Raw genomic sequence first — 25939 nt, forward strand, 5'->3', positions numbered from 1 at the left:
TGAGGCTCCCGGCGCCCCGGTCGGGGGAGCCCGGTTCAGGTCACCGGACGGACAGCCGGACGAGCCGGGTCCCGGACCGGGCCGTGCCCGCCACCTTGAACGCGACGTAACGGGCGGAGCCGGTGAGACCGAGGTGACGTATGCGGCCACGCCCCGTCACCCGGCCCGCGCTCTCGTAGGCGATACCGTCCCGGCTCAGCTCGACCTCGGCCACGGGGGCGGCGCCGTGGTTCCACTCGGCCTCCACCGTCCGCAGCGCGCGCTCCGTCCCGAGGTCGACGACGAGCCGCCCGTCGGGGCCGGGCCTCCACGCCGTGTGCGGGTCGCCGTCGGCCACCGCGGCCGGATCGGACATGCCCGCGGGCAGGGGAGCGGTCGGGAAGACGTTCCGGCCCAGCGCCAGATCGTCGTGCGGGTAGGGCACGGCGCCGTGCAGGGCGACCGTCGTGCCCCGCCCGGAGCGGACGGCCGCGGTGGCGGCGCGCCCCTGGCCCTCGACCCGCACCCGGCAGGACGGGCCCGACAGACGCACGGTCGCGCCGTCGACCGCCTCGACCCGCAGCCCCACCGGCAGCGCGCCGCCGGACAGCGGCTTCAGGGTGAACCGGGGCGCGAGCAGCGCCGCCGAGGCTGGATCGAGCCCGGCCTCGTAGCTGATCCCGTCCCGCGTCACGGTCTGCACGCCCTCGAAGACGGTGCGGCCCGCGCCGTTCTGCTCCACCTGGACACGCGTGGCCACCGACCGCTCCGACAGGTTGAACAGGCTCAGGTGGCCGTCGGTGAGCGCGGCGCGCACCGCGTCGTCGTCCGCCGTGGGCGCCGCCGTGCGCGCGAGGGCGCGCAGCGTGGCGGCCGAGGCGCCGGGGTGGCCCTCGACCAGGAGCGGCGCGGCGGGCCCGTCGCCGAGCACGATCGTGTCGTCGTAGACCGCGAGCGGGTGGGCGCCGCGCACGACGAAGCCGGCCCGGCCGTCGACGTCGAGCCAGCCGCCGCGGCTGCTCAGCGCCGGGACCGGCCAGGACACGAGGTCCTGCCACCGCTCGCCGTCGGCCGAGCCCTGCACGCGGTAGGCGCGCCCGGCGGCGGCCTCCCAGCGCAGGGTGACGGCGGCGATCTCCCGGTCCGCGCCGAGGTCCACGGCCCACCAGCTGTCGGCGCGCGTCCGTTCGCCCTTGGCGACGGCCCAGCGGCTGCTCGCGTCGTCGTCCACCGCGAGCCCCGGGCCCTTGCCGGTGTCCGCGGAGGAGGCCGTCGCCGCCCGGCCGCGGGCGAGGTCGGCGCCGTCCGCCCCGGCGCGGACCTCGACGGCGTACAGCGAGTAGCCGTACGCCGGATCGGGGCGGACGCCGAGCACGCGGACGTGGCGCACCGTCGTGGACGCGAAGGTCAGTTCGTCGACGCGCCCGGTGGCGGCCGGGGTCGCGGGCGCGGTGTCCTTGGCCCGGACCGTGACGGCGCCCTCCTCGAAGCGGTAGGAACGGGCGCCGTCGAGCCCCGCCACCCCCGGCATCGTCAGGTTGTGCACGTCGAGGTGGCCCTCGCCGGCGGCGGTGCCGTCCGTCGCGTAGACGACCGCGCCCGAGGGCAGCGTTGTGTACCCGGCGGTGCCGGTGGCCAGGCGCAGCACCGTCGCACTGCCGTCGAAGCCGTCGCGCACGGACTCGTAGAGGCGCACCGTCCGGCCGGTGACCGCCGTGCTGGTCGCGGGCAGGAACATCGGGGTGCCGCCGCTGAGCCGGAACAGCCAGTCGTCGTGCGCGGGCTGCCAGGCGAACTTCACGAAGCCCGGCTTGGTGACGACGCCAGCCCACGCGTCCGGCGTCTGGTGCGAGACGAGGCCGGGACCGGTGCCGAAGTCGGTGACGCCCGCCGCCCGCGCGAACAGCTCCGCCCGCGACAGCGGCCGCACGTGCCGCCCCGCGGCCGCCGCCCACACATGCAGCAGATAGCTGATGGCGATCTCCGCGCGCGCCTCCGGCTCGTACTTGGGCTCGCCGGAGAACTTCGCCAGCCGGTACTCCGGCGGGTACTTCTGATACGCCTCCAGGCGCGCGGCCAGCTCCTCCTCGGCGCGGGCCGCCGCCCGGTCCCCGGTCACCTGGGCGAGGAAGGCCAGCGGGATGACGTCCCGCCCGTACAGGTGCTCGCGGTCGTTCACCATCGGCATCAGCGGTTCACCGGCGTCGCTCATGACGCCCAGCAGGGTGCGCCACAGCGGTCCGGCGTTGGGCTGCGCGGTGAGGACCTCGGGCAGCGGCCGCCCGGCGGCGAGGAAATGCGCCGCGTTACGGCCCGAGGTGCGCCACAACTCCTCCTGGTAGTGCGGCCCGAAGGAGCCGTGGTTCTCGACGATGAACGTGTCGTAGAGGTTGCGAGCCGTGTTGTCGGCGACCGGGACGCCGTCCACGCGCGCGGGGTTGGCGAGGTCGGCCGGCGGCAGGCCCGCCTCGTTGCGCGACCAGGTGCCGTACGCGGCGGCCCAGGCGGAGCGGCGCGCGTCGTCCGGCGCCCAGGCCAGCGCGGGCGCGAGTGTCTGCGCGTACAGGCCCATCTCCTCCAGCTTGGTGTCCCCGACGTGGCCGCCGCTCAGCCCGTTCGGCGTCCAGTCGCCCGAGTCGGGGTCGTCGCCGGTGCCGAGGCCCGTGGTGTAGGCGGCCTGTTCGCGGGTGATGGTGTCGACGGCGGCCCGCGTCGCGGCGTCGAGGTCGTCCCACAACAGGCGCGCGGCCAGGATGAAGTAGGACTGGAACGTGGTGTCGAAGAAGAGCTTGCGGCCCCACTGGGCGCCGCCGGTCAGCCGGTTCGAGGCGGCGAAGTGGCGCAGCGTGGCGAGCGTGCGCTGCTTCAGCGTGTCCCGGTCGAGTCCGGCCAGGTCGCTGTCGTAGGTGCCGTGGGTCAGCAGCACGGCGTTGCCGAGGACGACGGCGAAACCGAAGTCCTTGTCCGTGTAATGGCCCTGGGCCGCGTCCCACTGCGTCTCGGACCAGCGCGTGTGCTGGAGCAGCACGCGGTGGTAGGTCGCGGCGACCGCGTCGGGCGGAGCGCCGGTGCCGCCGTCGGCCCGTGCCGGGGAGGCGCCGAGGGCCGCGGGGAGGGCGGTCAGGGCGCCGGTGGCGCCGAGGAGCTGCAGGAACCGCCGGCGGTCCACCGGAAGGGATAGGTGCGGCACGAGCGGTGCCTCTCTCTGTCGACAACGTTGTCAGAACGGCTGCCGCTCATTCTTGGACGGCGTCCGGACATGCGTCAACGGGTGTGCGAGAGGAGATCGACCGCGGTGAGGAGGCGGGCGGCCGGAGGCCCGGGCGGGGGCCCGGACACACGGCCGCGCCGGGCCGCATGGTCAGCGGCCCGGCGCGCGGCGTGCGGTCCTGCGGGTCAGTGGGTGCGGCGGCCGGTCACCAGACGGTAGATCACCAGCACGATCACCGAACCGACGATCGCGGCGATCCATGTGGACAGGTGGAAGAACCCGTTGATGGAGTGGACCCCGAAGATCACCTTGCCGAGCCAGCCGCCGAGCAGACCGCCCACGATGCCGATCAGCATCGTGACGAGGCAGCCGCCCGGGTCCTTTCCGGGCATGAGGGCCTTGGCGATCGCTCCCGCGATGAGCCCGATAAGAATCCAGGCGATGATGCCCACGACGTAGTCCTTTCCGTTGGTCGAGTCAAGCTATGTCCTCTTGTCCCGTTCCGCGCTTCGTACACAGGACGAAAGTCCTGCGGCGCGGCCGAGAAGTTGCCGCTCTTTTCCCACCGGCTTAATTTTGCGCCCAGACGACTTTCAGGAGCTGAAGGCCAGGAGCGGCACCGGCACAGGGAGAGAAAAGCCTGATGGCGAAAGGCTTTCCGCACGGCACGCTCAAGCGGACCCAGCGGCGGCAGCGGCAGGAGAAAGGCACCCCGGCGACCGACCGGATGGTGCGCACCCTGCTGCGCCGGCGCAAAAAGGCGCTGAGCGCCGAGGACGTGACGGTCTCGGACCGCCCGATGGTCCGGCGCGCCGTCACGGCCGCCGCGCTCGGCAACACCATGGAGTGGTTCGACTTCGGTGTCTACGCCTATCTGGCGGGCACCATCGGAAAAGTCTTCTTTCCCTCCAGTTCGCCCGGCGCCCAGGTCGTCTCCACGTTCGCCACGTTCGCCGCGGCCTTTCTCGTCCGGCCGCTGGGCGGACTGGTCTTCGGCCCGCTCGGGGACCGCATCGGCCGCCAGCGCGTCCTGGCCGCCACCATGATCATGATGGCGGCGAGCACCTTCGCGGTCGGTTTCCTGCCGACGTACGCCTCCATCGGCTTCGCCGCGCCGCTGCTGCTCCTGCTGTGCCGGCTGGTCCAGGGCTTCTCCACCGGCGGCGAGTACGCGGGCGCCACCACCTACATCGCCGAGTACGCGCCCGACCAGCGGCGCGGCTTCCTCGGCAGCTGGCTCGACTTCGGCACCTTCGTGGGCTACTCGCTCGGCTCCGGCCTCGTCACCGTCCTGACCCTGACCCTGGGCTCCGACGGCCTGGAGGACTGGGGGTGGCGCATCCCCTTCTTCATCGCCGGGCCCCTGGGCCTGATCGGTCTGTACATGCGGCTCAAGCTGGAGGAGACGCCCGCCTTCCAGAAGGAGGCGGCCGCCGAGGCCACCGAGCGCGGGACGGCGGAGGGCGACGGCGAGAGCGACCCCGTCGAGGCGGCCCGGCAGTCCGGCAAGGGCCGGCTCAAGGAGATCTTCACCCGCCACTGGCAGGCCGTGCTGATCTGCATGGGGCTCGTCCTGCTCTACAACGTCACGAACTACATGGTGACGTCCTACCTGCCGACCTTCATGACCGTGACACTGGGGGAGAGCGACACCACGTCCCAGCTCCTGGTCCTCGGGACCATGCTCCTGGTGGTGCTGACCATCACCGCCGTCGGCCGCAGCTCCGACCGTTGGGGCAGGCGCCCGATGTTCATGGGCGGCAGTATCGCCATGATCCTCCTGGCCGTGCCCGCGTTCCTGCTGATCAGGGAGGGCGGCATCCTGTGGCCCGCCTTCGGCTGCGCGATCCTCGGCCTGCTCCTGGTCTGTTTCGCCGGGACGGCCGCGGCCACCCTCCCGGCCCTCTTCCCGACCCGGCTGCGCTACGGCGCCCTGTCGATCGCCTTCAACATCTCCGTCTCCGTCTTCGGCGGCACCACCCCGCTCTTCGCCTCCTTCCTGGTCGAGCAGACCGGCGACACCCTGGTCCCGGCGTACTACCTGATGGTGGCCGGAGCGGTCGGGCTCGTGTCGACGTTCTTCCTGCACGAGACGGCGGGCCGGCCCCTGCGCGGCTCCGGGCCGATGGTCGAGACGCACGGAGAGGCCCGCGCCCTGGTGGCCCGCAGCCGCACCGAGGCCGGGCGCCACGCCCGCGACGTCTGGCTGCGCCTGTGGCACCCCCTCGGCGGCCGGGGCCGCGCGGACAAGTCCGACCGCGAGGACTGACGCGGGGCCGCGGCTCCCAGGACCGGGTCGTCTCATCCCGCCGTTAGAGGGCACACGTACGGGGACCCTCGAGAAACTAGGAGCGACGACCATGGACGATTCCTCCCTGCGCGCCGTGGGGTGGGCACGTTCCCTGCCGCTGAGCAGCGGGGTGAAGGCGGCCCGGGACTGGACCCGCGAGCACCTCGCCGCGCTGGGCTGGGTGGAGAGCGCCCCCGACACGGTGGACTCGGTGCTGCTGGCCGTCTCGGAACTGGTCACCAACGCCCACGTGCACGCCAAGAGCACCGCGCTGCTCGTCCTGACCTGGGACGGGGACTGCCTGCACGTCACGGTGCACGACTCCTCGCCGCGCCCGCCCGAGCCCCGCCGGCCCGACGACGACGCGCTCGGGGGCCGGGGGATGCTCCTGATCGACGCGCTGGCCGAGACCTGGGCGGCCTATCCCTGCCCGCGCGGCAAGGACGTCACCGCCTGCTTCCGGCCCGCCTACGTCGCCTGAGCCCGGCGCCCCTCACTCCCCGCCGGTCAGCACCCGGTCCGGGGTGAGGGGCAGCTCGCGCAGCCGGATACCGGTGGCGTGGTGCACGGCGTTGCCGATCGCGGCGGCCGTGCCCACGATGCCGATCTCACCGATCCCCTTGCTGCCCATCGGGTTCAGATGCGGATCGTCCTCCTCGATCCAGTACGCCTCGATGGCGGGGACGTCCGCGTGCGCGGGCACGTGGTACGCGGCCAGATCGCTCTCCGTGAAGTCTCCGAAGGCGGCGTCCATCGTGCTGCCCTCCGTCAGCGCCATCCCGAGCCCCATCGTCATCGCCCCGATGAACTGGGAGCGCGCGGTACGGGGGTTGAGGATGCGCCCGGCCGCGTAGACGCCGAGCAGCCGGCGCACCCGGACCTCCCCGGACACCGTGTCCACACCGACCTCGGCGAAGTGCGCGCCGAAGGCGTGCCGGGCGTAGTCGCTGTCCGCGTCGGCGGTTCCCTTCGTGTCGACCGTGACGCTCAGCCCCTCGGGCGGCAGGGCCCGCCCCGCGTACTCCGCCACGCTCCCGGCGAGCCGCGTACCGGCCGCGTGGACGGCCCAGCCCCAGGAGGCCGTTCCCGAGGAGCCGCCCGCGAGCGGCGCCGACGGCAGGTCGCTGTCACCGATCTCGATACGGACCCGGTCCAGCGGGACCCCGAGCGCGTCGGCGGCGACCTGGGCGAGCACCGTACGGGCGCCCGTGCCGATGTCGGTGGCGTTGACCCGGACCTCGAAGGTGCCGTCCGGGCGGGCGTGGGCGCTCGCCCGGCTCGGCGAGACGAGCACCGGGTACGTCGCGGCCGCCACGCCGGTGCCGAGCAGGATGTCGCCCTCGCGGCGGGCGCGGGGGCGCGGGTCGCGCCCTTCCCAGCCGAACCGCCGGGCGCCGTCGCGCAGGCACTCGGCGAGGTGGCGGCTGCTGAAGGGGCGCGCGCTGTCCGGCTCGGTGTCCGTGTCGTTGCGCAGACGCAGCTCGACCGGGTCGAGCGCGAGGGCCTCGGCCAGCTCGTCCATCGCGGACTCCAGCGCGTACATGCCCGGAGCCTCGCCCGGGGCCCGCATCCAGGACGGGGTCGGCACGTCCAGCGGGACCACGCGGTGCGTGGTCCGGGCGTGCGGCGAGGGGTAGATGACCCGCGTGGCGGCCGCGCCCGTCTCCATGAACTCCTTGACGCGCGAGGTGTGCGCGGTCACCTCGTGCACGACGGACAGGAGCGTGCCGTCGGTCTCGGCGCCGAGCCGCACCCGGTGCAGGGTGGGCGCGCGGTGCCCGACCACGGCGGGCAGCTGCCGGCGCGGCAGGGCGAGCTTGACCGGGCGGCCGGTCGCCCGGGCGGCCATGGCGGCGAGCACCACGTGCGGGCGGGGCGTCCCCTTGGAGCCGAAGCCGCCGCCGACGTGCTCGGAGACGACCGTGACCCGGTCCTCGGGCAGGTCGAAGAGGGCGGCGAGGGTGGCGCGCACCGTGGTGCTGCCCTGGCTGGAGTCGTGCACGGTCAGCCGGCCGTCCTGCCACGCGGCGGTGGCCGCGTGCGGCTCCATGGGGTGGTTGTGCAGCGGCGGCACCCGGTAGACCGTGTCGACCTGCACGGGCGCGGCGGCGAACGCGTTGTCGGCCTCGCCGCGCAGATGCTCGCCGGACGTGCCGTCCGTGTCCTCGGGAACGTAGGCGTCGGGGTGGTCGGCCGTCAGCTCCACCTCGAACGGCTCCTCGGCGTACGAGATCCGCACGGCGGCGGCCGCTTCACGCGCCGTCTCCAGGGTGTCGGCGACGACGAGAGCCACGTACCAGCCCCGGTGCGGGACCCGCCCGTCCTGGAGCACGGCGAGTGTCGCGTCCTCCGGTTCGGTCAGCCGCGGCGCGTTGTGATGGCTGAGGACGCCGACGACGCCGGGCAGCGCGAGCGCCCGTGTGTCGTCGACGGCGGTCACCGTGCCCCGCGCCACCGTGGCGGGGACCGGCCACGCGTAGGCGCATCCCTCGGGACGGTGTTCCGCGGCATAGCGGGCGGTCCCCGTGACCTTGGCGGGGCCTTCCCTGCGCCCGGCGGGTGAACCGAGGGCGCTGACCGTGTCCGGCATGTTCGAACTCCCTGTGAGCGGGGCGGCGGGTCAGGAGGCGGCGGGGGCGCCGGACAGGCGCCGCAGCACGTCGCAGGCGATGTTGCGGGCGAGCGGCACCTTGAAGGCGTTGTCGCGCAGTGGCGCGGCCGCGGCCAGCTCGGTGTCGAGGGCCGCGCGGAACGCGTCGTTTGTCGCGGGTCCTCCGGCGAGCGCCCGCTCGGCGGTGCGGGCGCGCCAGGGCCGGTGCGCGAGCCCGCCGAACGCGATCCGCACGTCGTGCACGACCGCGTCCCGCACGTCGAGCACGACCGCCACGGAGGCGAGCGCGAACGCGTACGACGCCCGGTCGCGGGCCTTGCGGTACGCGGAGGGCACCCCGGCGGCCGTGGGCGGCAGCAGCACCCCGGTGATGAGTTCGCCGGGCTCGATCTCGGTGTCCCGCTCCGGCCGGTCGCCGGGGAGCCGGTGGAACTCGGCGGCGGGCAGGGTGCGGGCGCCCGCGGGACCGCTCAGCTCCACCTGCGCGTCGAGCGCGGCGAGCGCGACCGCGAAGTCGGACGGATGCGTGGCGATGCACTGCGGTGAATGGCCCAGGACGGCGTGGTCGCGGTGGACGCCGTCGCGGGCGCCGCAACCGGAGCCGGGCGCCCGCTTGTTGCACGGCTTGGCGGTGTCCTGGAAGTACGGGCAGCGGGTGCGCTGGAGGAGGTTGCCGCCGGTCGTGGCCATGTTGCGCAGCTGTCCGGAGGCGCCCGAGAGCAGGGCCTGCGAGAGCACGGGATAGCGGTCCCGGACGAGGGGGTGGGCGGCGAGATCGCTGTTGCGCACGGTGGCGCCGGCCCGCACGGAGCCGTCGGGCAGCTCCTCGACGGCGTCCAGCGGCAGATCGGCGACGGAGATCAGGGCCTCCGGCTGTTCCACGCCGAGCTTCATCAGGTCCACCAGGTTGGTGCCACCGCCCAGATAACGGGCGCCGGGCCGGCCCGCGTGGGCCGCGGTCGCCTCCTCGACGGTGCGGGCACGCAGATGACTGAAGGGTTTCACCGGATCACGTCCTCGACGGCTTCGACGATGTGCGGATAGGCGCCGCAGCGGCAGAGGTTGCCGCTGAGCCGTTCACGGATCTCGTCCCGGGTGAGCGGGACGGGCGCGCCGGTGGCGGCGCCCGGCGGCGTGACATGCGAGGCGTCACCCGCCTCGGCCTCGGCGAGGGCGCCGACGGCGGAGCAGAGCTGGCCCGGCGTGCAGTAGCCGCACTGGAAGGCGTCCCGCTCCAGGAAGGCTCGCTGAAGGGGGTGCGGTTCGTCCTCGGCCGCCCCGTGCAGGCCCTCGACCGTGGTGATCTCGGCGCCGTCGTGGGCCACGGCCAGCAGCAGGCAGCTGTTCGCGCGCCGCCCGTCCACCAGGACCGTGCAGGCGCCGCACTGCCCGTGGTCGCAGCCCTTCTTGGCGCCGACGAGGCCGAGGTGTTCGCGCAGCACGTCGAGGACGGTCGTGCGGTGGTCGAGGGGCAGGCGGTGCGGGCTGCCGTTGACCGTCAGGGACACGTCCGAGCGGAAGGCATCGGTGGGCATGGTGCACGGCTCCTCGGGTGACGCGGTGGCGGGGACGGGCGGGGCGTGTGTCCAGCCTGGGTCAGACGGCGCCGCGCGGCACGCCGAGGGGCCACGCGGGGCCGTCACCGTGGGTGTCCGGCGGTGATGTCGAGCGCGTCGTGCAGCGACAGGGCGGGGCCCTCGGCGGTCGGGGAGGTCCAGGTGTGGGCCGGCTCGACCAGGAACGCGACGTGGTCGCCCCCGTCGAACCGGCCGTGGACGGGGCCCGCGAACCAGGCCAGCGCCCCGCCCAGCACCGGCACCCCGCCCGGCCCCTCGCTCCAGTCGACCCCGGCGAACTTGTCCTCACGGGCCCCGCAGAGCCCCCCGAACCGCTCGGCGAGAGCGTGCCCGCGCCGGTCGAGAAGGTGCACGGCCAGGGTCTGGGCCGTTCGGGCGAGACGGTAGGTGTGGTTCTCCGTGGAGAGCCACACCGCGAACCGGGCGGGCGCGAGGGAACACTGAGCGGCGAACCCGACGAGACAGCCCGCGCGCTTGCCTCCGGCGGCCGTGGTGACGACGTAGACGGGGGAGTCGACGAGAGCGGTGAAGCCGTCGAACCCGGCCGCGGTGCCGCCGGCGGGTTCGAGGGCACGGGCCGGCGCGGTCAGGAGGGTGCGCCGGGTGACCTGGCCGGCTGCGGCGCCGGGCGCGCTGATGGCGTCGCCGTCGGACTCGGCCGCGGGGTCTTTCGGGGAGCTGCCGTCGGCATCGGTCCCAGGGGCATCCATGGCGTTGCGGTCGGCTTGAGGCCCGGAGTCGGGCATGGTGTCTCCATCCTGGAGGGCCTGAGGGCCGTGTATTGCGGCGTCACCGCGGACGGCCCTGGTGTTTTCGACGGCGTCGGCGTCGCGCACGGCTCCGGTGCCCTGTAGGGCGTCGGTGTCGGTGTCGGAGGTGGCTTCGGTGTCCCGCGTGCCAGCGGCGCCCCGCACAGATCCGGCGTCCTGGACGGTGTCGCCTCGCTCACGGTCCCGGTGTCCTGCACAGCCCCGGCCGCGCTCACGGCCCCGGCGTCGCACCCAGCGGCGTCGGACACACCCACAGCGGCGTCGGCGTCGGTGTCGTTCACGGTGTCCTCCCGGCCAGGGCCCTGCGCGCGGTGCCCGCACATCGTCTCCCTGTCCCGGCGCGGGCGTCGTACGCCGACGCATCGAAAACCATGCGCAGGGTTGGTCGTTGGGCCGCCGGGATAAACACACGGGGTTCGCACCGCACCGAGACCGCCGGGCCGGCACCACCTCCGCCCGGCCGAACCGAGACTGGGGACGACCGACATGACCATCAGCCGCAGGGGACTGCTCGCCACCGGCGCCGCCTTCGGCCTGCTCACCGCGTGCGGGTCCGACACGGGCCGCGGCGGAGCAGGCGGGACCGGCAAGGGGCCCGAACTGTCGCAGTGGTACCACCAGTACGGCGAGCAGGGCACCGAACAGGCCGTGAAGAAGTACGCCGCCGCCTACAAGAAGGCCCGCGTCAGCGTCCAGTGGCGGCCCGGCAACTACGACCAGCAGACGGCCGCCGCCCTGCTCACCGCGTCCGGCCCGGACGTCTTCGAGGTCAACGGCCCCAGCCTGGACCAGATCCAGGGCAAGCAGGTGGCCGACCTCACTGAACTCTTCGACGGAGTCAAGGACGACTTCAACCCGGCGGTGCTCGCCCCGAAGACGTACGACGGGAAGATCTGGGGCATCCCGCAGGCCATCGACATGCAGCTGCTCTTCTACCGCAAGAGCCTGCTCGACGACGCCGGGGTGCGCCCGCCCGGGACGCTGGACGAACTCGTGGACGCGGCCCGCAAGTTGACGAGCAAGAAGGTGAAGGGCCTCTTCCTCGGCAATGACGCGGGCGCCGGCGTCCTCGGCGGCACCCCGCTCTACGCCGCCGGGCTCTCCCTGGTCACCGAAGACGGCAAGGTCGGCTTCGACGACCCCGCGGCCGCCCGCACCCTCGGCAAACTGCACCAGCTGTACGCGGACAAGTCGCTCCTGCTGGGCGCGCCCGCGGACTGGTCCGACCCGTCGGCGTTCCTCCAGGGACTGACCGCCATGCAGTGGTCGGGGCTGTGGGCGCTGCCCGCCGTCCAGAAGGCGCTCGGCGACGACTTCGGCGTGCTGCCCTTCCCCAAGGACGGCCCGCACGGCGCACCCTCCGTCCCGGTCGGCGCGTACGCGGCGGCGGTCTCCACCCGCAGCCGGCATCAGCAGGCGGGCAAGGAGTTCCTGAAGTGGCTGTGGATCGAACACACCGACCACCAGGAGGACTTCGCGCTCGGCTACGGCTTCCACATCCCCGCCCGGATCTCGCTCGCGAAGAAGGCGGACGCCCTGCGCGCGGGCGCGGCGGCCGACGCCGTCCGCTTCACCACCGAACACGGCTACGCCCAGCCGCTGTTGTGGACCCCGGCGGCCCAGAGCGCGTACCAGGACGCGCTGAACCGAGTCATCAAGGACGGCGCGAACCCGGAGAGCCAACTGAAGGGCGTCGTACGGAAGGTGTCGGCGGAGCTGACCCGCGTGACGTCCAAGTGAGCACCCTCCAGCGGCGCGCGCCGGAGCGGCGGGCCGCGCGGGAGCGCGCGCGGTGGTTCTGGGTCTTCGTCGGCCCCTTCGTCCTCGGCCTCGGCCTGTTCACGTACGTACCGCTCGGCTGGAGCGTCTGGCTGAGCTTCTTCGACGCCCACAACACCGTCACCCCGGACCGCTTCGTCGGCCTCGACAACTATACGGCGCTCCTGCGCGACGAGGCGTTCCGCGCCAGCCTGTGGACCTTCTGCGTCTTCACCCTCTTCATCGTGCCGGCCACCTACGCGGCCTCGCTCGCCCTCGCGCTGATGGTGAACCGGCTGCGGCGCGCCCAGGCGTTCTTCCGCTCGGTCTTCTTCCTCCCCGCGGCGTGCAGTTACGTCGTCGCCGCGCTGATCTGGAAGATGTCCCTCTTCAACGGAGTACGGTTCGGCCTCGCCAACACCCTGCTGGGGTACGCCGGGGCGGACCCCGTCGCCTGGCTGTCGACCACGGACCCGCCCTGGTACTGGCTGGTCATCGTGACCGTGCGCCTCTGGCTCCAGGCCGGGTTCTACATGATCCTGTTCCTGGCGGGCCTGCAGCGCATCAGCCCGCTCCTGTACGAGGCGGCGGCCGTCGACGGGGCCCGGCCCGGCTGGCAGGTCTTCCGCCACATCACCTTCCCCCAGCTGCGCACGACGTCGGTGGCGGTCGTGCTGCTGCTCGTCATCAACGCCTTCCAGGCCTTCGACGAGTTCTACAACCTGCTCTCCGACGCCCGCGGCTACCCGCCCTACGCGCGGCCGCCCCTCGTCTACCTCTACTACACCGCCCTCGGACAGGGCCAGAACCTCGGGCTCGGCAGCGCGGGGGCGGTGCTGCTCGCCCTGATCATCGCGGTGGTGACGGTCGGGCAGGCGCGGTGGTTCGGGCTCGGCAGGAAGGAGGCGCACTGATGCCGCCGATCCAGGAGGGCGACGCCCTCGTCCGCACCGGGCGCGCCCTGCGGCTCGTCCTGCTGATCGCTCTCGCGGTCCTGTTCCTCGTCCCGTTCTACCTGCTGGTGCGCAACGGGCTCGCCACCGAGCAGGACATCACCTCGCCCGACTGGACGTTCTTCCCCTCGCACATCCAATGGGGCAACCTGCGCGAGCTGTTCGCGGACACCTCGGTGCCCTTCGCGCGCTCCCTGCTCACCTCGGCGCTGATCGCCGTCGCGACGACGCTCGGCACCCTGCTGCTGGCCTCGCTCGCCGGATACGGCCTGGCCCGTATCCCCTACCGGCACGCGAACACGGTGTTCTACGCCATCCTGGGCACGCTCATGGTCCCCGCGGCGGTGACGTTCGTGCCGAGCTTCGTCCTGGTCTCGTCGCTGGGCTGGGTCTCCACCCTGCGCGGCCTGATCGTCCCGACGCTGTTCTCCGCGTTCGCCTGCTTCGTCTTCCGGCAGTACTTCCTCGGTTTCCCCGGGGAGCTGGAGGACGCGGCCCGGGTCGACGGCCTCGGTCACTGGCGCACGTACTGGCTCGTGGTGGTGCCCAACGCCCGCCCCGTCTTCGCGGCCGTCGGCACCATCGTCTTCATCGGCGCCTGGAACTCCTTCCTGTGGCCCCTGGTCATCGGTCAGGACCAGAGGGCGTGGACGGTGCAGGTGGCCCTGGCGTCCTTCACCACGTCCCAAGTGGTGCGGCTGCATGAGCTGTTCATCGCGGCGGCGGTCTCGATCGTCCCGCTGCTCGTGGTGTTCCTGCTGTTCCAGCGGTGGATCGTGGCGGGGGTGGAGCGCTCCGGGATCGACTGAGTCCGGCAGGTGATCGTCTGCATCGAATGCGCAAAGTTGCTTCAAACAGCCATTGACGCGTCAACTTCGAGCAAATAGCGTCGGGGTGTTCCGGTCCCCCAGGGAAGGCCCCGCGTGCGCAGACGTTCTCTCCTCACCGCGGCTGCCGCCACGACGCTCGCGGCGGCGCCGCTCGCGTCCGGCTGCAGTTCCCCGGCGGCTCCCGCCTCCTCCGGCGGCGCCCGGCGCGGCCGGCTCACCTATGGCGTCTGGGACGTCTACCAAGTGCCCGCCATGGAGCGGGCGGCGCGGGAGTTCGAGCGGACCCGGCCCGGGGTGAGCGTCGACGTCCAGCTCACCCCGAACGGGACGTACTGGACCAAACTGCGTACCGCGTGCACGGGCGGCAGCGCCCCGGACGTCTTCTGGATGAACGGTCCCAACTTCGGCCTCTACGCGGACGCCGGACAGCTGCTGCCCCTGGAGACCACCGGGGACGACGCGGTCCTGCGCCCCGCCGACTTCCCCGCGGACCTCGTCTCCCTCTACCGCTGGAACGGCGTCCAGTACGGCGCCCCCAAGGACTTCGACACCGTCGCCCTGTGGTTCAACAAGGAGCTCTTCGACCGCGCCAAGGTCGACTACCCCGACGCCACCTGGACCTGGCAGGACCTGATCGTGAACGCCCAGCGGCTCACCGACCGCAAGCGCGGCGTCTACGGCGTCGGCGCCCCCGTCCGCGCCCAGGAGAACTACTACAACTCCATACCCCAGGCCGGGGGGTACGTCATCTCCCCGGACAAGCGGCACTCCGGCTACTCCGACGAGCACACCCGCGAGGGACTGCGGCTGTGGATCGACCTGATCCACCGCTACCGCGCCGCACCGTCGCTGCAGCAGATGACCGACACGGACCCCACCCAGATGTTCCAGTCCGGGACCCTGGCCATGACCTACGAAGCCTCCTACAACGCGGCGACGTTCTACGCCGACCCCGAACTGCGGGCCAAGGTCGACGTCGCCCCGATGCCCCGGGGCCGCCACCGCGCCACCGTCCTGCACGGCCTCGCCAACGTGGTCTACGCCCGCACACCCCACCCCGAACTGGCCCGCGAGTTCGTCCGGTTCCTCGGCGGCGAGCACGCCTCCCTGCTCCAGGGCAAGTACGGCACCGCCATCCCGGCCCGCAACGGCACCGCGAAACCCTGGGCCGCCGGCATGCCCCGCTTCGACCTCCAGGTGCACCTGGACGCGCTCGACTACGCGGTGCCCTTCCCGGGCTCCGCCAACAGCGCGGCCTGGCAGCACAAGGAACAGATGTGGCTCGCCAAGGCGTGGAGCGGCGACGAGAGCCTCCAGGGCGCCACCGGCTCCCTGACCGACGCCATGAACCAACTGCTCGCGCAGGAGAGAAAGGGCCGGTCCTGATGAGCCTCGACGTACGGACACCGGGGGGCGCGGTACCGGCCCAGCGCGGCCACGCCGTCCTCCCCGACCAGCGGGAGCTGCGCCGACGCGAGCGCCGCTTCCGCCACCGGGACAAGTGGTGGGGCTACGCCCTGATCGCCCCCGCCGGCCTCGGCCTCGCCGTGTTCTACCTCTGGCCCGTCGTGCAGACCCTGTACTACAGCCTCACCGAGTGGGGCGCCTTCGGCGGGACCACCTGGATCGGCCTGGCCAACTACCGCACGCTCGTGGGCGACCCGGAGTTCTGGACCTCCCTGGGCAACACCGGGGTCTACACCGGCCTCGTCCTGCTCGGCATCCCGCTGTCGATGGCGCTGGCGGTGCTGCTCGACATCAAGGGACTGCGCGGCACCGGGGTGTACCGCACCCTCTACTTCCTGCCCGTGGTCACCATGCCCGCCGCCGTCGCGGTGGTCTGGCGCTGGCTCTACAACGGCGACGCCGGCATCCTCAACCACGCGCTCTCCGTCCTCGGCATCGACGGCACCTACTGGGTCTCCGACCCGGGCACCATCCGCTTCGCGGTCGCGATCGTCGGCGTGTGGATGACCGTCGGCTACAACATGATCCTGCTGCTCGCCGGACTCCAGTCCATCCCCGGCGACTACTACGAGGCGGCGGCGCTCGACGGCGCGGGCCGGATCCGGCAGTTCTTCTCGGTCACGCTGCCGCTGCTGAGCCCCACCCTGTTCTTCACCACCGTGCTCTCGGTGATCCAGTCCCTCCAGGTCTTCGACCTGGTGTACCTGATCATCGGCGCCAACACGACCAACTCGCTGCAGAACCCGGCCTACGGCGAGGGCCAGACCGTCGTGATGCTCTTCTTCCAGAAGGCGTTCTTCGACAACCAGCGCGGCTACGGCGCGGCGATCGTCTGCGTGCTGTTCGTCCTGATCATGGCGCTGACGGCCGTCCAGTTCCGGTTGCAGAAGAGGTGGGTCCACTATGCGTGAAACGACTGTGCGCCGCGAGGGCCGGATGTGGCCGGCCCACGTCCTGCTCACCCTGGGCGCCGTCATCACCGTCTTCCCCCTCGTCTGGGAGCTGCTCACCTCCTTCAAGAGCTTCGGCGAGTCCGTGCGGGTACCGCCGACGATCCTGCCCGCGCACTGGGACTTCTCGAACTACGGCAAGGTCTTCGACGGGGTCCCCTTCGGCCGGCAGTTCCTCAACACCGTCGTGATGGCGCTGCTGCGCACCGCGGCGCAGCTGCTGCTCTGCTCGATGGCGGCCTACGCCTTCGCCCGCATCCGCTTCCCCGGACGCGGCGCGATCTTCCTCGGCTTCCTCGCCGTCCTGATGGTGCCCGGACAGCTCTTCCTGCTGCCGCAGTACCAGATCATGCAGAGCCTCGGCTGGCTGGACTCCATGCAGGCGCTGGTCGTCCCCGGCATGTTCTCCGCCTTCGGCACCTTCCTGCTGCGCCAGTTCTTCATGGGGCTGCCCGAGGAGCTGGAGGAGGCGGCGCGGCTCGACGGCGCCAACCCCTTCACCGTCTTCTGGCGCATCGCCCTCCCGCTGGCCCGGCCGGGGCTCCTCGCCCTCGGCATCCTCACGTTCCTGTGGTCCTGGAACGACCTGATGTGGCCGCTCATCGTCAACACCGACCCGGCGAAGATGCCGTTGTCGGCCGGTCTGGCCACCCTCCAGGGCGCGCACCTGACCGAGTACCCGGTCCTGATGGCCGGCTCCCTCCTCGCGACGCTTCCGGTGATCGTGGTGTTCGTCGCCATGCAGCGCCAGTTCATCCAGGGCATCGCTTTCTCCGGCATGAAGGGCTGAGCACGCGTGAGCGACACCTCCTCCGTCTCCACCGCACCCTCCGGCGACCGCACGCGCAGCCGCGACCTGCGCCTCGGCGTCATCGGTCTCGGCCTGCGGGCCACGCTCGCCCAAGAGGCCCACCACCCCGGCGAGGGCTCCGCGGTGGTGGCCGTCGCCGACACCGCGCCCGCCATGTTCGACCGGGCCCGCTCCTGGTTCGGGCAGGACGTGCACGTCTACCCCGGGCACCGGGAGATGCTGGCCGCCGAGGAGCTGGACGCGGTCTTCGTCATCACCCCCGACCACACCCACGAGGCCCTCGCCGTCGACCTGCTGCGGGCCGGGACCGCCGTCTTCCTGGAGAAACCGCTGGCCATCACCACCGAGGGCTGCGACCGCGTCCTCGCAGCCGCGCGCGAGAGCGGCGCCCGCCTGTACGTGGGCCACAACATGCGCCACATGCCCGTCGTCCGCGTCATGCGCGACCTCATCGAGCGCGGCGAGATCGGCGAGGTCAAGGCCGTCTGGTGCCGCCACTTCGTCGGCCACGGCGGCGACTTCTACTTCAAGGACTGGCACGCCGACCGCCGCAACACCACCGGCCTGCTCCTCCAGAAGGGCGCCCACGACCTCGACGTCATCCACTGGCTGGCCGGCGCCTACACCGAGCGCGTCAGCGCCCTGGGCGGCCTCACCGTCTACGGGGACATAGCCGACCGCTCGGGACAGGCACCCGGCGCGGTCATGCCGGACTGGTACGACCCGGAGCGCAACTGGCCGCCGCTCTCGCTCACCGGGCTCAACCCGGTCGTCGACGTCGAGGACCTGTCGATGATGGTCATGCGGCTCGAAGGCGGCGCGCACGCCAGCTACCAGCAGTGCCACTACACGCCCGACTACTGGCGCAACTACACCGTCATCGGTACCGAGGGCCGCCTGGAGAACTTCGGGGACCACGGCGAGAGCGCCGAGGTGCGGGTCTGGAAGCGCCGCAGCGGCTACCGGAGCGACGCCGACATCGTCGTGCCGATGCCGGACCCCGGCGAGGGCGGCCACGGCGGCTCCGACCCGATGCTGGTGGCCGAGTTCCTGCGCTTCGTGCGCTCCGGCGGCGCGACGGACACCAGCCCGGTCGCGGCCCGCGAGGCCGTCGCGGCCGGTGTCGCGGCGACCGAGTCGCTGCGGAGCGACGGGCGCCCCGTCACCGTGGAGCGGGTCGCCCCCGACCTGGCCCGGTGGTTCGCGAACGGCCAGCGCTGAGATCACCGGTTACCCCGGGCGTCCCCGTCCCTTCCGGCCATGTGGGACTCGGCCCGTTTGAAGGCGGGCGGCTCGGATAGTCGGGTGGAGTCGCCGGACAGGACGCACGGTGCAGCCCTGTACCGCCTGTCCGAAGCGATTGATGTACGGAGGTAGCACTATGACCGAGAACATCTGGAACTACCCGGCCAGTGCTGGTCACACTCCGAACGCCGACCTGACCGGGTACAAGGTCGAAGCGAGTGACGGACACATCGGCAAGGTGGACAAGCACTCCAACGACGTCGGCTCGCAGTACATCGTGGTCGACACCGGAGTGTGGATCTTCGGCAAGGAGGTCCTGCTGCCCGCCGGCACCATCACGGGCATCGACGCCGAGGCGAAGACGATCCAGGTCGCGCGCACCAAGGACCAGATCAAGGACGCGCCGGAGTTCGACAAGGACAAGCACCTGGGCGACACCGGCTACCACGAGCAGCTCGGCACGTACTACGGCACCCCCGGCACGCCGCCGGGCACCCCGGGCACGCCCGGTGCGGGAACGCAGGCGTCCGGTCGTCCGACGATCTGACGGCAGGCCGGTGTGAGGGGCAGGACAGCGGGCCGGGCCGCCACGCGCGGCCCGGCCCGCGGGCTCGTACGTCCTGCCGGACGCAGCTGAGACGAGGACCATGACGCGTTTGGCAACCGTAGGACTGCTGATCGCCGGCGCGGTGGGCGGCGTGCTGCTCGCCCTGCTGGCCACCCCGTGGTGGTGGCTGTGCGCCGGGCCGCTGGCGGCCGTGGCGCTGACGGCGGTGTACGACCTCGGGCAGCGGCGCCACTCCGTGCTGCGCAACTATCCGGTCCTCGGCCGGCTGCGCTTCCTCATGGAGAAGGTGCGCCCGGAGCTCCAGCAGTACTTCGTGGAACGCAACTACGACGGCCGGCCCTTCGACCGCGACACCCGCAGCATCGTCTACGAGCGGGCCAAGGGCGTCGACGCCGAGGAACCCTTCGGCAGCGAGCGCGACATGCAGGAGCGCGGCTACGAGTTCCTGGTGCCGTCCATGGCGCCGGTGGACGTGGCCGAGGAGCCGCCCCGCGTGCGGATCGGCGGCCCCGACTGCGCCGAGCCGTACGACATGGCCCTCCTGAACGTCTCCGCGATGAGCTTCGGCTCGCTCTCCGCCAACGCGGTCCTCGCCCTGAACACGGGCGCGGCCCGCGGCGGCTTCGCCCACGACACCGGCGAGGGCGGGCTCTCCGGCTACCACCTGGAGCCCGGCGGCGACCTCGTCTGGGAGATCGGCACCGGCTACTTCGGCTGCCGCACCCCGGACGGCGACTTCGACGCACGGCAGTTCGCCGAGAAGGCCGCGCACCCGTCCGTGCGCTGCGTCTCGCTCAAACTGTCCCAGGGGGCCAAGCCCGGCATCGGGGGAGTCCTGCCGGGCGCCAAGGTCAACGCCGAGATCGCCTCGGTACGCGGGGTGCCCGCGGGCAGGACCGTCATCTCGCCGCCCTACCACCGCGTCTTCTCCACCCCGCGCGAACTGGTCCGCTTCCTCGCCCGGTTGCGCGAACTCGCGCACGGCAAACCGGTCGGCTTCAAGCTGTGCCCGGGCTCGCGGACCCAGTTCCTCGCCGTGTGCAAGGCCATGACGGCCGAGGGGATCACCCCGGACTTCATCGTCGTCGACGGCGCGGAGGGCGGCACGGGCGCGGCCCCGCTGGAGTTCGCCGACCACCTCGGCATGCCGCTCACCGAGGGCCTGTTCACCGTGCACAGCGCCCTCACCGGCGCCGGGCTGCGGGACCACGTCAAGATCGGCGCGAGCGGCAAGGTGGCGACCGGCTCCGACATCGTCAAACGCCTCGCGACGGGCGCCGACTACACGAACGCGGCCCGCGCGATGATGTTCGCCGTGGGCTGCATCCAGGCCCAGCGCTGTCACACCAACCACTGCCCGACCGGCGTGACCACCCAGGACCCGCGCCGGGCCCGCGCCCTCGACGTGGGGGACAAGGCCGCCCGCGTGGCCCGCTTCCAGCAGGCCACCGTGGACAGCGCGCTGCAGATCATGGCGGCCATGGGCGTCCGCTCCACCGTGGACCTCCACCCCCGGCTGCTGCGCCGCCGGGAGACCGACGGCAGGTTCCGCTCCTATGCCGACCTGTACGAGTGGCTCGCCCCGGGAGAGCTGCTCGCCGCCCCGCCCGAGAGCTGGGCCGCCGACTGGAAAGCGGCCGACCCGGACACGTTCGCCGTGGGGTGACCCGTGGCGACAAATGGCCGTACGGGCACAGAAGCCGCAGGATGGACAGTGCTCCCATCGGCGGCATGAGGTAACGACAACACCGAAAGGCACGCGTAACCCATGAGTGACGTCACACCGAAAGCGACCACCTCGGATTCCGGTGCTCCGGTCGAGAGCGACGAGCATTCGCTCACGGTGGGGGCCGGCGGGCCGATCCTGCTGCAGGACTCCTACCTGATCGAGCAGATGGCGCAGTTCAACCGGGAGCGGATCCCCGAGCGCCAGCCGCACGCCAAGGGCAGCGGCGCCTTCGGCCACTTCGAGGTGACCGCGGACGTCAGCCGGTACACCAAGGCGGCCGTCTTCCAGCCGGGGACCAGGACCGAACTGGTGACCCGTTTCTCCACCGTCGCCGGTGAGCGCGGGAGCCCGGACACCTGGCGCGACCCGCGCGGATTCGCGGTGAAGTTCTACACCAGCGAAGGCAACTACGACATGGTCGGGAACAACACCCCGGTCTTCTTCGTCAAGGACCCGATGAAGTTCCAGCACTTCATCCGGTCCCAGAAGCGCCGTGCGGACAACAACCTCCGCGACCACGACATGCAGTGGGACTTCTGGACCCTCTCGCCCGAGTCCGCCCACCAGGTGACCTGGCTCATGGGGGACCGCGGCATCCCGCGCACCTGGCGCCACATGAACGGCTACACCTCGCACACGTATATGTGGATCAACGCGCAGGGCGAGCGGTTCTGGGTGAAGTACCACTTCAAGACCGACCAGGGCATCGAGTGCTTCACCCAGCACGAGGCCGACCAGATGGCCGCGGCGGACACGGACTACCACACCCGTGACCTCTTCGAGCACATCCGTGACGGCGACCACCCGAGCTGGACGCTGTACGTGCAGGTCATGCCGTACGAGGACGCGGCCGACTACCGCTTCAACCCGTTCGACCTGACGAAGGTGTGGCCGCACGGCGACTACCCGCTGACCGAGGTCGGCCGGATGACGCTGGACCGCAACCCCACGGACAACCACGCCGAGATCGAGCAGGCGGCGTTCCAGCCGAACAACCTCGTGCCCGGCATCGGCCCGAGCCCGGACCGGATGCTGCTCGCCCGGCTGTTCTCCTACGCCGACGCGCACCGGTACCGCATCGGCGCCAACTACCAGCAGCTCCCGGTCAACGCCCCCGTCGTGCCCGTGCACACGTACTCCAAGGACGGGGCCATGGCGTACCACAAGCGCCAGGACCCGGTCTACGCGCCGAACTCCAAGGGCGGCCCGGCCGCGGACGTCAACAACACCTCGCCGAGCTGGTACGCGGACGGCGACATCACCCGCGCCGCCTACGTCGACCACGCCGAGGACGACGACTGGGGCCAGGCGGGCACCATGGTGCGCGAGGTCCTCGACGACGCCGCCCGCGACCGGCTCGTGGACAACGTCGTCGGCCACCTCCTCAACGGGGTGACCGAGCCGGTGCTCCAGCGGGCGTTCACCTACTGGTCCAACATCGACAAATCCATCGGCGAGCGCATCCAGCAGGGTGTGCGTGCCAAGGCGGACGAGAAGGACCCCAAGGCCGCCGAGCAGGCCAACCCGGCCCGCAGCAGCATGCAGCACAAGGCCTGACCCGGGCCCGCCACCCGTCTGCCGCCGCCCCAATCCCCGGGGCGGCGGCAGACGTCTGTCCCAGGTGCGAAGGGCGCCGGTTCGGGGAACCCGTGCGTCCATGCCCATGGATCACACACAGGCCCCTGTCCTGGAAGCCCTCGACGCCTACCGCACGACCGGCATGCTGGCGTTCTCCCCGCCCGGCCACAAGCAGGCCCGCGGCGCCGACCCCGAGACCCGCAGGATCCTGGGGGACGCCGTCTTCCACGGCGACCTGCTCGCCTCCGGCGGCCTGGACGACCGCCGCCAGCGCGGCGGGTACCTGGAGCACGCCGAGAAGCTCATGGCGGACGCGGTCCACGCCGAGCACACCTTCTTCACCACCTGCGGCAGCTCGCTGTCGGTCAAGGCCGCGATGCTGTCGGTGGCGGGCCCCCACGAGAAGCTGCTGATCGGCCGGGACGCGCACAAGTCCGTGGTCTCCGCGCTGATCCTCTCCGGCATCGTGCCCGTGTGGGTGGAGCCCCAGTGGGACGCCGAGCGCCACCTGGCCCACGCCCCCTCCGCCGCCGACTACGAAGCCGCGCTCCAGGCCCACCCCGACGCCATGGGCGCCCTGGTCACCAGCCCCACCCCGTACGGCGCCTGCGCCGATCTGCGCGGCATCGCCGAGGCCTGCCACCGGCGCGGCCGGCCGCTCATCGTGGACGAGGCGTGGGGCGCGCACCTGCCCTTCCACCCCGACCTGCCGGCGTGGGCCATGGACGCGGGCGCGGACGTCTGCGTGACCAGCATCCACAAGATGGGCAGCGGCCTCGAACAGGGCTCCGTCTTCCACCTGCAGGGCGACCTCGTCTCCCCGTCCGTGCTGAAGAACCGCGCGGACCTGTGGGGCACGACCAGCCCCTCGGTCCTCATCTACGCGGGCCTGGACGGCTGGCGCCGCCAGATGGCGCTGCACGGCCGGGAGCTGCTGACCCACGCACTGGACCTCGCGGCGGAGGTGCGCACCGGCATCGAGAAGATCGACGGCATGCACGTGAACGACCACGACGACTTCTGCGGTCCGGGCCGCGGCGCGGATCTCGACCCGCTGCCCGTCGTCGTCGACCTCGCGGACCCCGGGCTCTCCGGCTACCGCGCCGCGGACTGGCTGCGGAAACACCGCGCCCTCAACGTCCACCTCGCCGACCACCGCCGCATCAACGTCCAGATCACCTACGCGGACAGCCGCGAGACGACGGATCCGCTCCTGGAGGCCCTGCGGGACCTCGCCGACGCGGCGCGCGACTGGGACGCGGCGCCGCGCGTCGAGGTCCCGGACCCCGAGGAGCTGCGGATGGAACAGGCGTGCCTGCCGCGGGACGCGTTCTTCGCCCGGACCGAGGACGTGCCGGTGGAGAAGGCCGCGGGCCGGGTGGCCGCCGAGATGGTGACCCCCTACCCGCCCGGCATCCCCGCCGTCCTGCCCGGCGAGCGGCTCACCGAACCGGTCCTGGCCTATCTGTCCTCGGGGGTCGCGGCCGGCATGAACCTGCCGGACGCCGCGGACCCGGCCCTGCGCACGGTGCGCGTGACGGCCGGCCGCGACGGGTCCGGGCAGCCTTCCTGACCTACAGCGCGTCGCGCGGCAGCGTCTCGTTCCAGGTGCGCGAGAAGACCCGGCGGTCACCCTCGTAGGCGTCCAGCTCGGCGTTCACGTGGAACGAGTCGGCGTCGCAGCGCAGCGTCGTACTGGTGCGGATCCGTACGTCCCAGTCCTGCCGCGTGAAGCGCATGGTCCACTCGGTCTCGCCCGCGGGCGAGGTGAAGTCGTCGGCCGTGGAGGTGTACCGCTCCACGGCCCGGCACCCCACGTCGAGGTCGATGGCGTCGAAGTGCTGGGTGCCGCGGTCCTTGACGATCTCCAGCCGGGAGCCGTAGCCGATCAGGTCACGGGTGACGTCCCAGCGCTCCTCCGGAGGTGTGACGGCCCGCGTGGTCAGGGGCCGGGTGCCCTCCGGCGCCTCGAACGGCGCCACCGCCGTCGCCGGGTCGTCGTCGCTCTCGGTGGGCCGCACCGGTAGCACCAGGCGGCACGCGTCCTCGTGCAGCGTCAGCTGCGTCGGGCACGGCGGCGGCCAGGCGAGCGGCCAGTACGACGTCGACAGGGAGAGCCGGACGCGGTGGCCGGGCGGGAAGGCCTGGGCCACGCCGTTGAGGCTGACGACGGCCCGGTACCGCTCGCCCGGCTCCACCGGCACGGGCTCGTCGGTCCCGTCGCGGCGCGTCAGATTGAGGATGCCGTACGTGACCCGGGTGGCCCGGCCGTCGGGCGCCACGTCGGAGATGCGGGCCGCGACCATCGCGACCGGCTGGTCCGCCGCGACCTCCACCTCGACGCGCGGCACACCGAGGATCTCCAGCCGCTCGGTGAGCGGCTCCGTCTCGTAGACGAGGGAGCCGCCGTCCTCCTCGCGCTGGTCGTAGGGGAGGTCCGGCGGGGCGTTGTACGAGGCCCATTTGCCGGCGAACTGCCCGACGGAGAGCGGGGACTGGATGGTCGCCGAGACCGGCGGGGCCGCCTTCTGCGCCGGGGACGACAGCCGGCCCCAGCCCAGCTGGTAGGCCGTCTCCTCCACGTGGCCCGACGGCAGGTGCTCACCCACCCACCGCCCCGGGCGCTCCTCGTACGCCGTGGACGGCGGCACGCTCTCCTGCATCCACGCGCGCAGCATCGGGCCGTCCATCACGCCGTTGTCCGCGCCCTTGAGCCAGTGGTCCCACCAGCGCACGACCTCCTGGAGGTAGCCGATCGCGGGTCCCGGCTCGCCCAGGTGCGGGTACTTGTGCGACCACGGCCCGATCAACCCCTTGCGGGGTACGTCGAGGTGGGACAGGAGCCGGGTCACCGCGTTCGAGTACCCGTCGGCCCAGCCGCTGGAGGCGAGGACGGGCGTGCGGACCGCCGCGTAGTCCTCGCAGACCGAGGCGTGCCGCCAGTAGGCGTCGCGGCGCTGGTGGCGCAGCCAGTTCAGCACCCACGGCTCGACCGCTTCGAGACGTTCGTGCCACATCGAGCGCCACGCGTCGCCGACCGTCGCGGGATCGGGCGGACAGGTGGAGTAGGCGAACATCGTGCCCGCCTCCCCGAGGTTGTCCGAGAGCAGCGCTCCGCCCATGTAGTGCATGTCGTCGGAGTACCGGTCGTCCGTGAAGGAGGAGAGGACGACGGCCCGCAGGCTCGGCGGCCGGCGCGCGGCCACTTGCAGCGCGGCGAACGCGCCCCAGGAGATGCCCATCATCCCGGTGCTGCCGTCGCACCAGGGCTGCTCAGCCAGCCATGCGAGCACCTCCTCGGCGTCGGCCTGCTCGCGCTCCAGGTACTCGTCGGTGAGCACGCCCTCCGAGTCGCCGGTGCCCCGCAGGTCGACGCGGACGCAGGCGTAGCCGTGCCCGGCGATGTAGGGGTGGTGGATCGAGTCGCGGACGGAGCTCAGGTCCCGCTTGCGGTAGGGGATGTACTCCAGGACGGCGGGGACCGGGGTGCCGTCGGAGGAGAGGGGACGCCAGATCCTGGCCGACAGGCGGATGCCGTCCGACATCGGGATCCTGACGTTGTCCTCTTCCTTGGTGGCGTGCGGGAGATTGTCGACGTATCGCATGGCTCTC

At 72.3% G+C, this 25939-nt stretch carries 20 protein-coding genes; 13 read left to right on the forward strand and 7 right to left on the reverse strand.

What is annotated here, in order from left to right:
* Positions 1 to 40: 40 nt before the first annotated feature.
* Together ABZY33_RS04870 and ABZY33_RS04875 are read right to left on the reverse strand one after the other, a co-directional pair.
* Positions 41 to 3169, reverse strand: a complete 3129-nt coding sequence (locus ABZY33_RS04870) for a discoidin domain-containing protein (RefSeq protein ID WP_356490033.1) — start codon at positions 3167 to 3169, stop codon at positions 41 to 43.
* Positions 3170 to 3375: 206 nt separating this feature from the next.
* Entirely contained in the window at positions 3376 to 3642 is a 267-nt protein-coding gene (locus tag ABZY33_RS04875; RefSeq protein WP_356490034.1) for a GlsB/YeaQ/YmgE family stress response membrane protein, read from the reverse strand.
* A 275-nt stretch (positions 3643 to 3917) separates the two neighbouring features.
* On the opposite strand from ABZY33_RS04875, the gene proP reads away from it, so the two are divergent.
* A complete protein-coding gene (proP, locus tag ABZY33_RS04880; RefSeq protein WP_356490132.1) occupies positions 3918 to 5459 on the forward strand; it encodes a glycine betaine/L-proline transporter ProP in 1542 nt (513 codons plus the stop codon).
* A 91-nt stretch (positions 5460 to 5550) separates the two neighbouring features.
* On the forward strand, positions 5551 to 5961 hold the full coding sequence (locus ABZY33_RS04885) for an ATP-binding protein (RefSeq protein ID WP_356490035.1): 411 nt from the start codon (positions 5551 to 5553) through the stop codon (positions 5959 to 5961).
* 12 nt (positions 5962 to 5973) lie between these two features.
* On the opposite strand, the gene ABZY33_RS04890 is transcribed toward ABZY33_RS04885, so the two are convergent.
* The 4 genes from ABZY33_RS04890 to ABZY33_RS04905 form a co-directional block, all read right to left on the reverse strand.
* Positions 5974 to 8070 (reverse strand): xanthine dehydrogenase family protein molybdopterin-binding subunit, encoded by a 2097-nt coding sequence (locus tag ABZY33_RS04890; RefSeq protein ID WP_356490036.1) that lies wholly within the window; start codon positions 8068 to 8070, stop codon positions 5974 to 5976.
* A gap of 30 nt (positions 8071 to 8100) precedes the next feature.
* The gene (locus tag ABZY33_RS04895) at positions 8101 to 9096 is read right to left on the reverse strand and encodes a xanthine dehydrogenase family protein subunit M (protein ID WP_356490037.1); all 996 of its coding nucleotides are present in this window, start codon (positions 9094 to 9096) and stop codon (positions 8101 to 8103) included.
* Positions 9093 to 9626 carry a 2Fe-2S iron-sulfur cluster-binding protein gene (locus ABZY33_RS04900; RefSeq protein ID WP_356490038.1) on the reverse strand — a complete coding sequence of 178 codons (534 nt, stop codon included), beginning with the start codon at positions 9624 to 9626 and terminating at the stop codon, positions 9093 to 9095. The genes ABZY33_RS04895 and ABZY33_RS04900 overlap by 4 nt, the downstream gene beginning before the upstream one ends.
* A gap of 104 nt (positions 9627 to 9730) precedes the next feature.
* Entirely contained in the window at positions 9731 to 10414 is a 684-nt protein-coding gene (locus ABZY33_RS04905) for a flavin reductase family protein (RefSeq protein WP_356490039.1), read from the reverse strand.
* A 510-nt stretch (positions 10415 to 10924) separates the two neighbouring features.
* Between ABZY33_RS04905 and ABZY33_RS04910 the strand changes: the two genes are divergently transcribed.
* The 11 genes from ABZY33_RS04910 (at position 10925) to ABZY33_RS04960 (ending at position 23900) form a co-directional block, all read left to right on the forward strand.
* Entirely contained in the window at positions 10925 to 12178 is a 1254-nt protein-coding gene (locus tag ABZY33_RS04910; protein WP_356490040.1) for a sugar ABC transporter substrate-binding protein, read from the forward strand.
* Entirely contained in the window at positions 12175 to 13110 is a 936-nt protein-coding gene (locus tag ABZY33_RS04915; protein ID WP_356490041.1) for a sugar ABC transporter permease, read from the forward strand. Before ABZY33_RS04910 ends, ABZY33_RS04915 begins: the two co-directional genes overlap by 4 nt.
* A complete protein-coding gene (locus ABZY33_RS04920; protein WP_356490042.1) occupies positions 13110 to 13958 on the forward strand; it encodes a carbohydrate ABC transporter permease in 849 nt (282 codons plus the stop codon). The genes ABZY33_RS04915 and ABZY33_RS04920 overlap by 1 nt, the downstream gene beginning before the upstream one ends.
* Before the next feature lie 114 nt (positions 13959 to 14072).
* Positions 14073 to 15365: a sugar ABC transporter substrate-binding protein gene (locus ABZY33_RS04925; protein WP_356490043.1), complete on the forward strand. Its 1293-nt coding sequence runs from the start codon at positions 14073 to 14075 to the stop codon at positions 15363 to 15365.
* Positions 15365 to 16357 (forward strand): sugar ABC transporter permease, encoded by a 993-nt coding sequence (locus ABZY33_RS04930; RefSeq protein ID WP_356490044.1) that lies wholly within the window; start codon positions 15365 to 15367, stop codon positions 16355 to 16357. Before ABZY33_RS04925 ends, ABZY33_RS04930 begins: the two co-directional genes overlap by 1 nt.
* Positions 16350 to 17186 carry a carbohydrate ABC transporter permease gene (locus tag ABZY33_RS04935; RefSeq protein ID WP_356490045.1) on the forward strand — a complete coding sequence of 279 codons (837 nt, stop codon included), beginning with the start codon at positions 16350 to 16352 and terminating at the stop codon, positions 17184 to 17186. Before ABZY33_RS04930 ends, ABZY33_RS04935 begins: the two co-directional genes overlap by 8 nt.
* A 6-nt stretch (positions 17187 to 17192) precedes the next feature.
* The gene (locus tag ABZY33_RS04940) at positions 17193 to 18428 is read left to right on the forward strand and encodes a Gfo/Idh/MocA family oxidoreductase (protein WP_356490046.1); all 1236 of its coding nucleotides are present in this window, start codon (positions 17193 to 17195) and stop codon (positions 18426 to 18428) included.
* A gap of 160 nt (positions 18429 to 18588) precedes the next feature.
* Entirely contained in the window at positions 18589 to 18999 is a 411-nt protein-coding gene (locus ABZY33_RS04945; protein WP_356490047.1) for a PRC-barrel domain-containing protein, read from the forward strand.
* A 100-nt stretch (positions 19000 to 19099) separates the two neighbouring features.
* Positions 19100 to 20686 (forward strand): FMN-binding glutamate synthase family protein, encoded by a 1587-nt coding sequence (locus ABZY33_RS04950; protein WP_356490048.1) that lies wholly within the window; start codon positions 19100 to 19102, stop codon positions 20684 to 20686.
* Between the two features lie 102 nt (positions 20687 to 20788).
* On the forward strand, positions 20789 to 22306 hold the full coding sequence (locus tag ABZY33_RS04955; RefSeq protein WP_356490049.1) for a catalase: 1518 nt from the start codon (positions 20789 to 20791) through the stop codon (positions 22304 to 22306).
* A 100-nt stretch (positions 22307 to 22406) separates the two neighbouring features.
* Complete coding sequence (locus ABZY33_RS04960) at positions 22407 to 23900, forward strand: ornithine decarboxylase (RefSeq protein ID WP_356490050.1); 1494 nt, start codon at positions 22407 to 22409, stop codon at positions 23898 to 23900.
* Position 23901: 1 nt separating this feature from the next.
* Here the strand turns inward: ABZY33_RS04960 and ABZY33_RS04965 are convergent, their stop codons facing one another.
* Positions 23902 to 25932 (reverse strand): CocE/NonD family hydrolase, encoded by a 2031-nt coding sequence (locus tag ABZY33_RS04965; RefSeq protein ID WP_356490051.1) that lies wholly within the window; start codon positions 25930 to 25932, stop codon positions 23902 to 23904.
* Positions 25933 to 25939 lie beyond the last annotated feature (7 nt).

Source organism: Streptomyces sp. NPDC006552 (assembly GCF_040611655.1).
Lineage (GTDB): Bacteria > Actinomycetota > Actinomycetes > Streptomycetales > Streptomycetaceae > Streptomyces.

Coding starts and splice junctions, on each gene's coding strand:
- ABZY33_RS04905 (WP_356490039.1), bottom strand. CDS start 10,414: ATGCCCGACTCCGGGCCTCAAGCCGACCGCAACGCCATGGATGCCCCT.
- ABZY33_RS04945 (WP_356490047.1), top strand. CDS start 18,589: ATGACCGAGAACATCTGGAACTACCCGGCCAGTGCTGGTCACACTCCG.
- ABZY33_RS04955 (WP_356490049.1), top strand. CDS start 20,789: ATGAGTGACGTCACACCGAAAGCGACCACCTCGGATTCCGGTGCTCCG.
- proP (WP_356490132.1), top strand. CDS start 3,918: ATGGTGCGCACCCTGCTGCGCCGGCGCAAAAAGGCGCTGAGCGCCGAG.
- ABZY33_RS04890 (WP_356490036.1), bottom strand. CDS start 8,070: ATGCCGGACACGGTCAGCGCCCTCGGTTCACCCGCCGGGCGCAGGGAA.
- ABZY33_RS04910 (WP_356490040.1), top strand. CDS start 10,925: ATGACCATCAGCCGCAGGGGACTGCTCGCCACCGGCGCCGCCTTCGGC.
- ABZY33_RS04935 (WP_356490045.1), top strand. CDS start 16,350: ATGCGTGAAACGACTGTGCGCCGCGAGGGCCGGATGTGGCCGGCCCAC.
- ABZY33_RS04950 (WP_356490048.1), top strand. CDS start 19,100: ATGACGCGTTTGGCAACCGTAGGACTGCTGATCGCCGGCGCGGTGGGC.
- ABZY33_RS04960 (WP_356490050.1), top strand. CDS start 22,407: ATGCCCATGGATCACACACAGGCCCCTGTCCTGGAAGCCCTCGACGCC.
- ABZY33_RS04930 (WP_356490044.1), top strand. CDS start 15,365: ATGAGCCTCGACGTACGGACACCGGGGGGCGCGGTACCGGCCCAGCGC.
- ABZY33_RS04885 (WP_356490035.1), top strand. CDS start 5,551: ATGGACGATTCCTCCCTGCGCGCCGTGGGGTGGGCACGTTCCCTGCCG.
- ABZY33_RS04920 (WP_356490042.1), top strand. CDS start 13,110: ATGCCGCCGATCCAGGAGGGCGACGCCCTCGTCCGCACCGGGCGCGCC.
- ABZY33_RS04965 (WP_356490051.1), bottom strand. CDS start 25,932: ATGCGATACGTCGACAATCTCCCGCACGCCACCAAGGAAGAGGACAAC.
- ABZY33_RS04900 (WP_356490038.1), bottom strand. CDS start 9,626: ATGCCCACCGATGCCTTCCGCTCGGACGTGTCCCTGACGGTCAACGGC.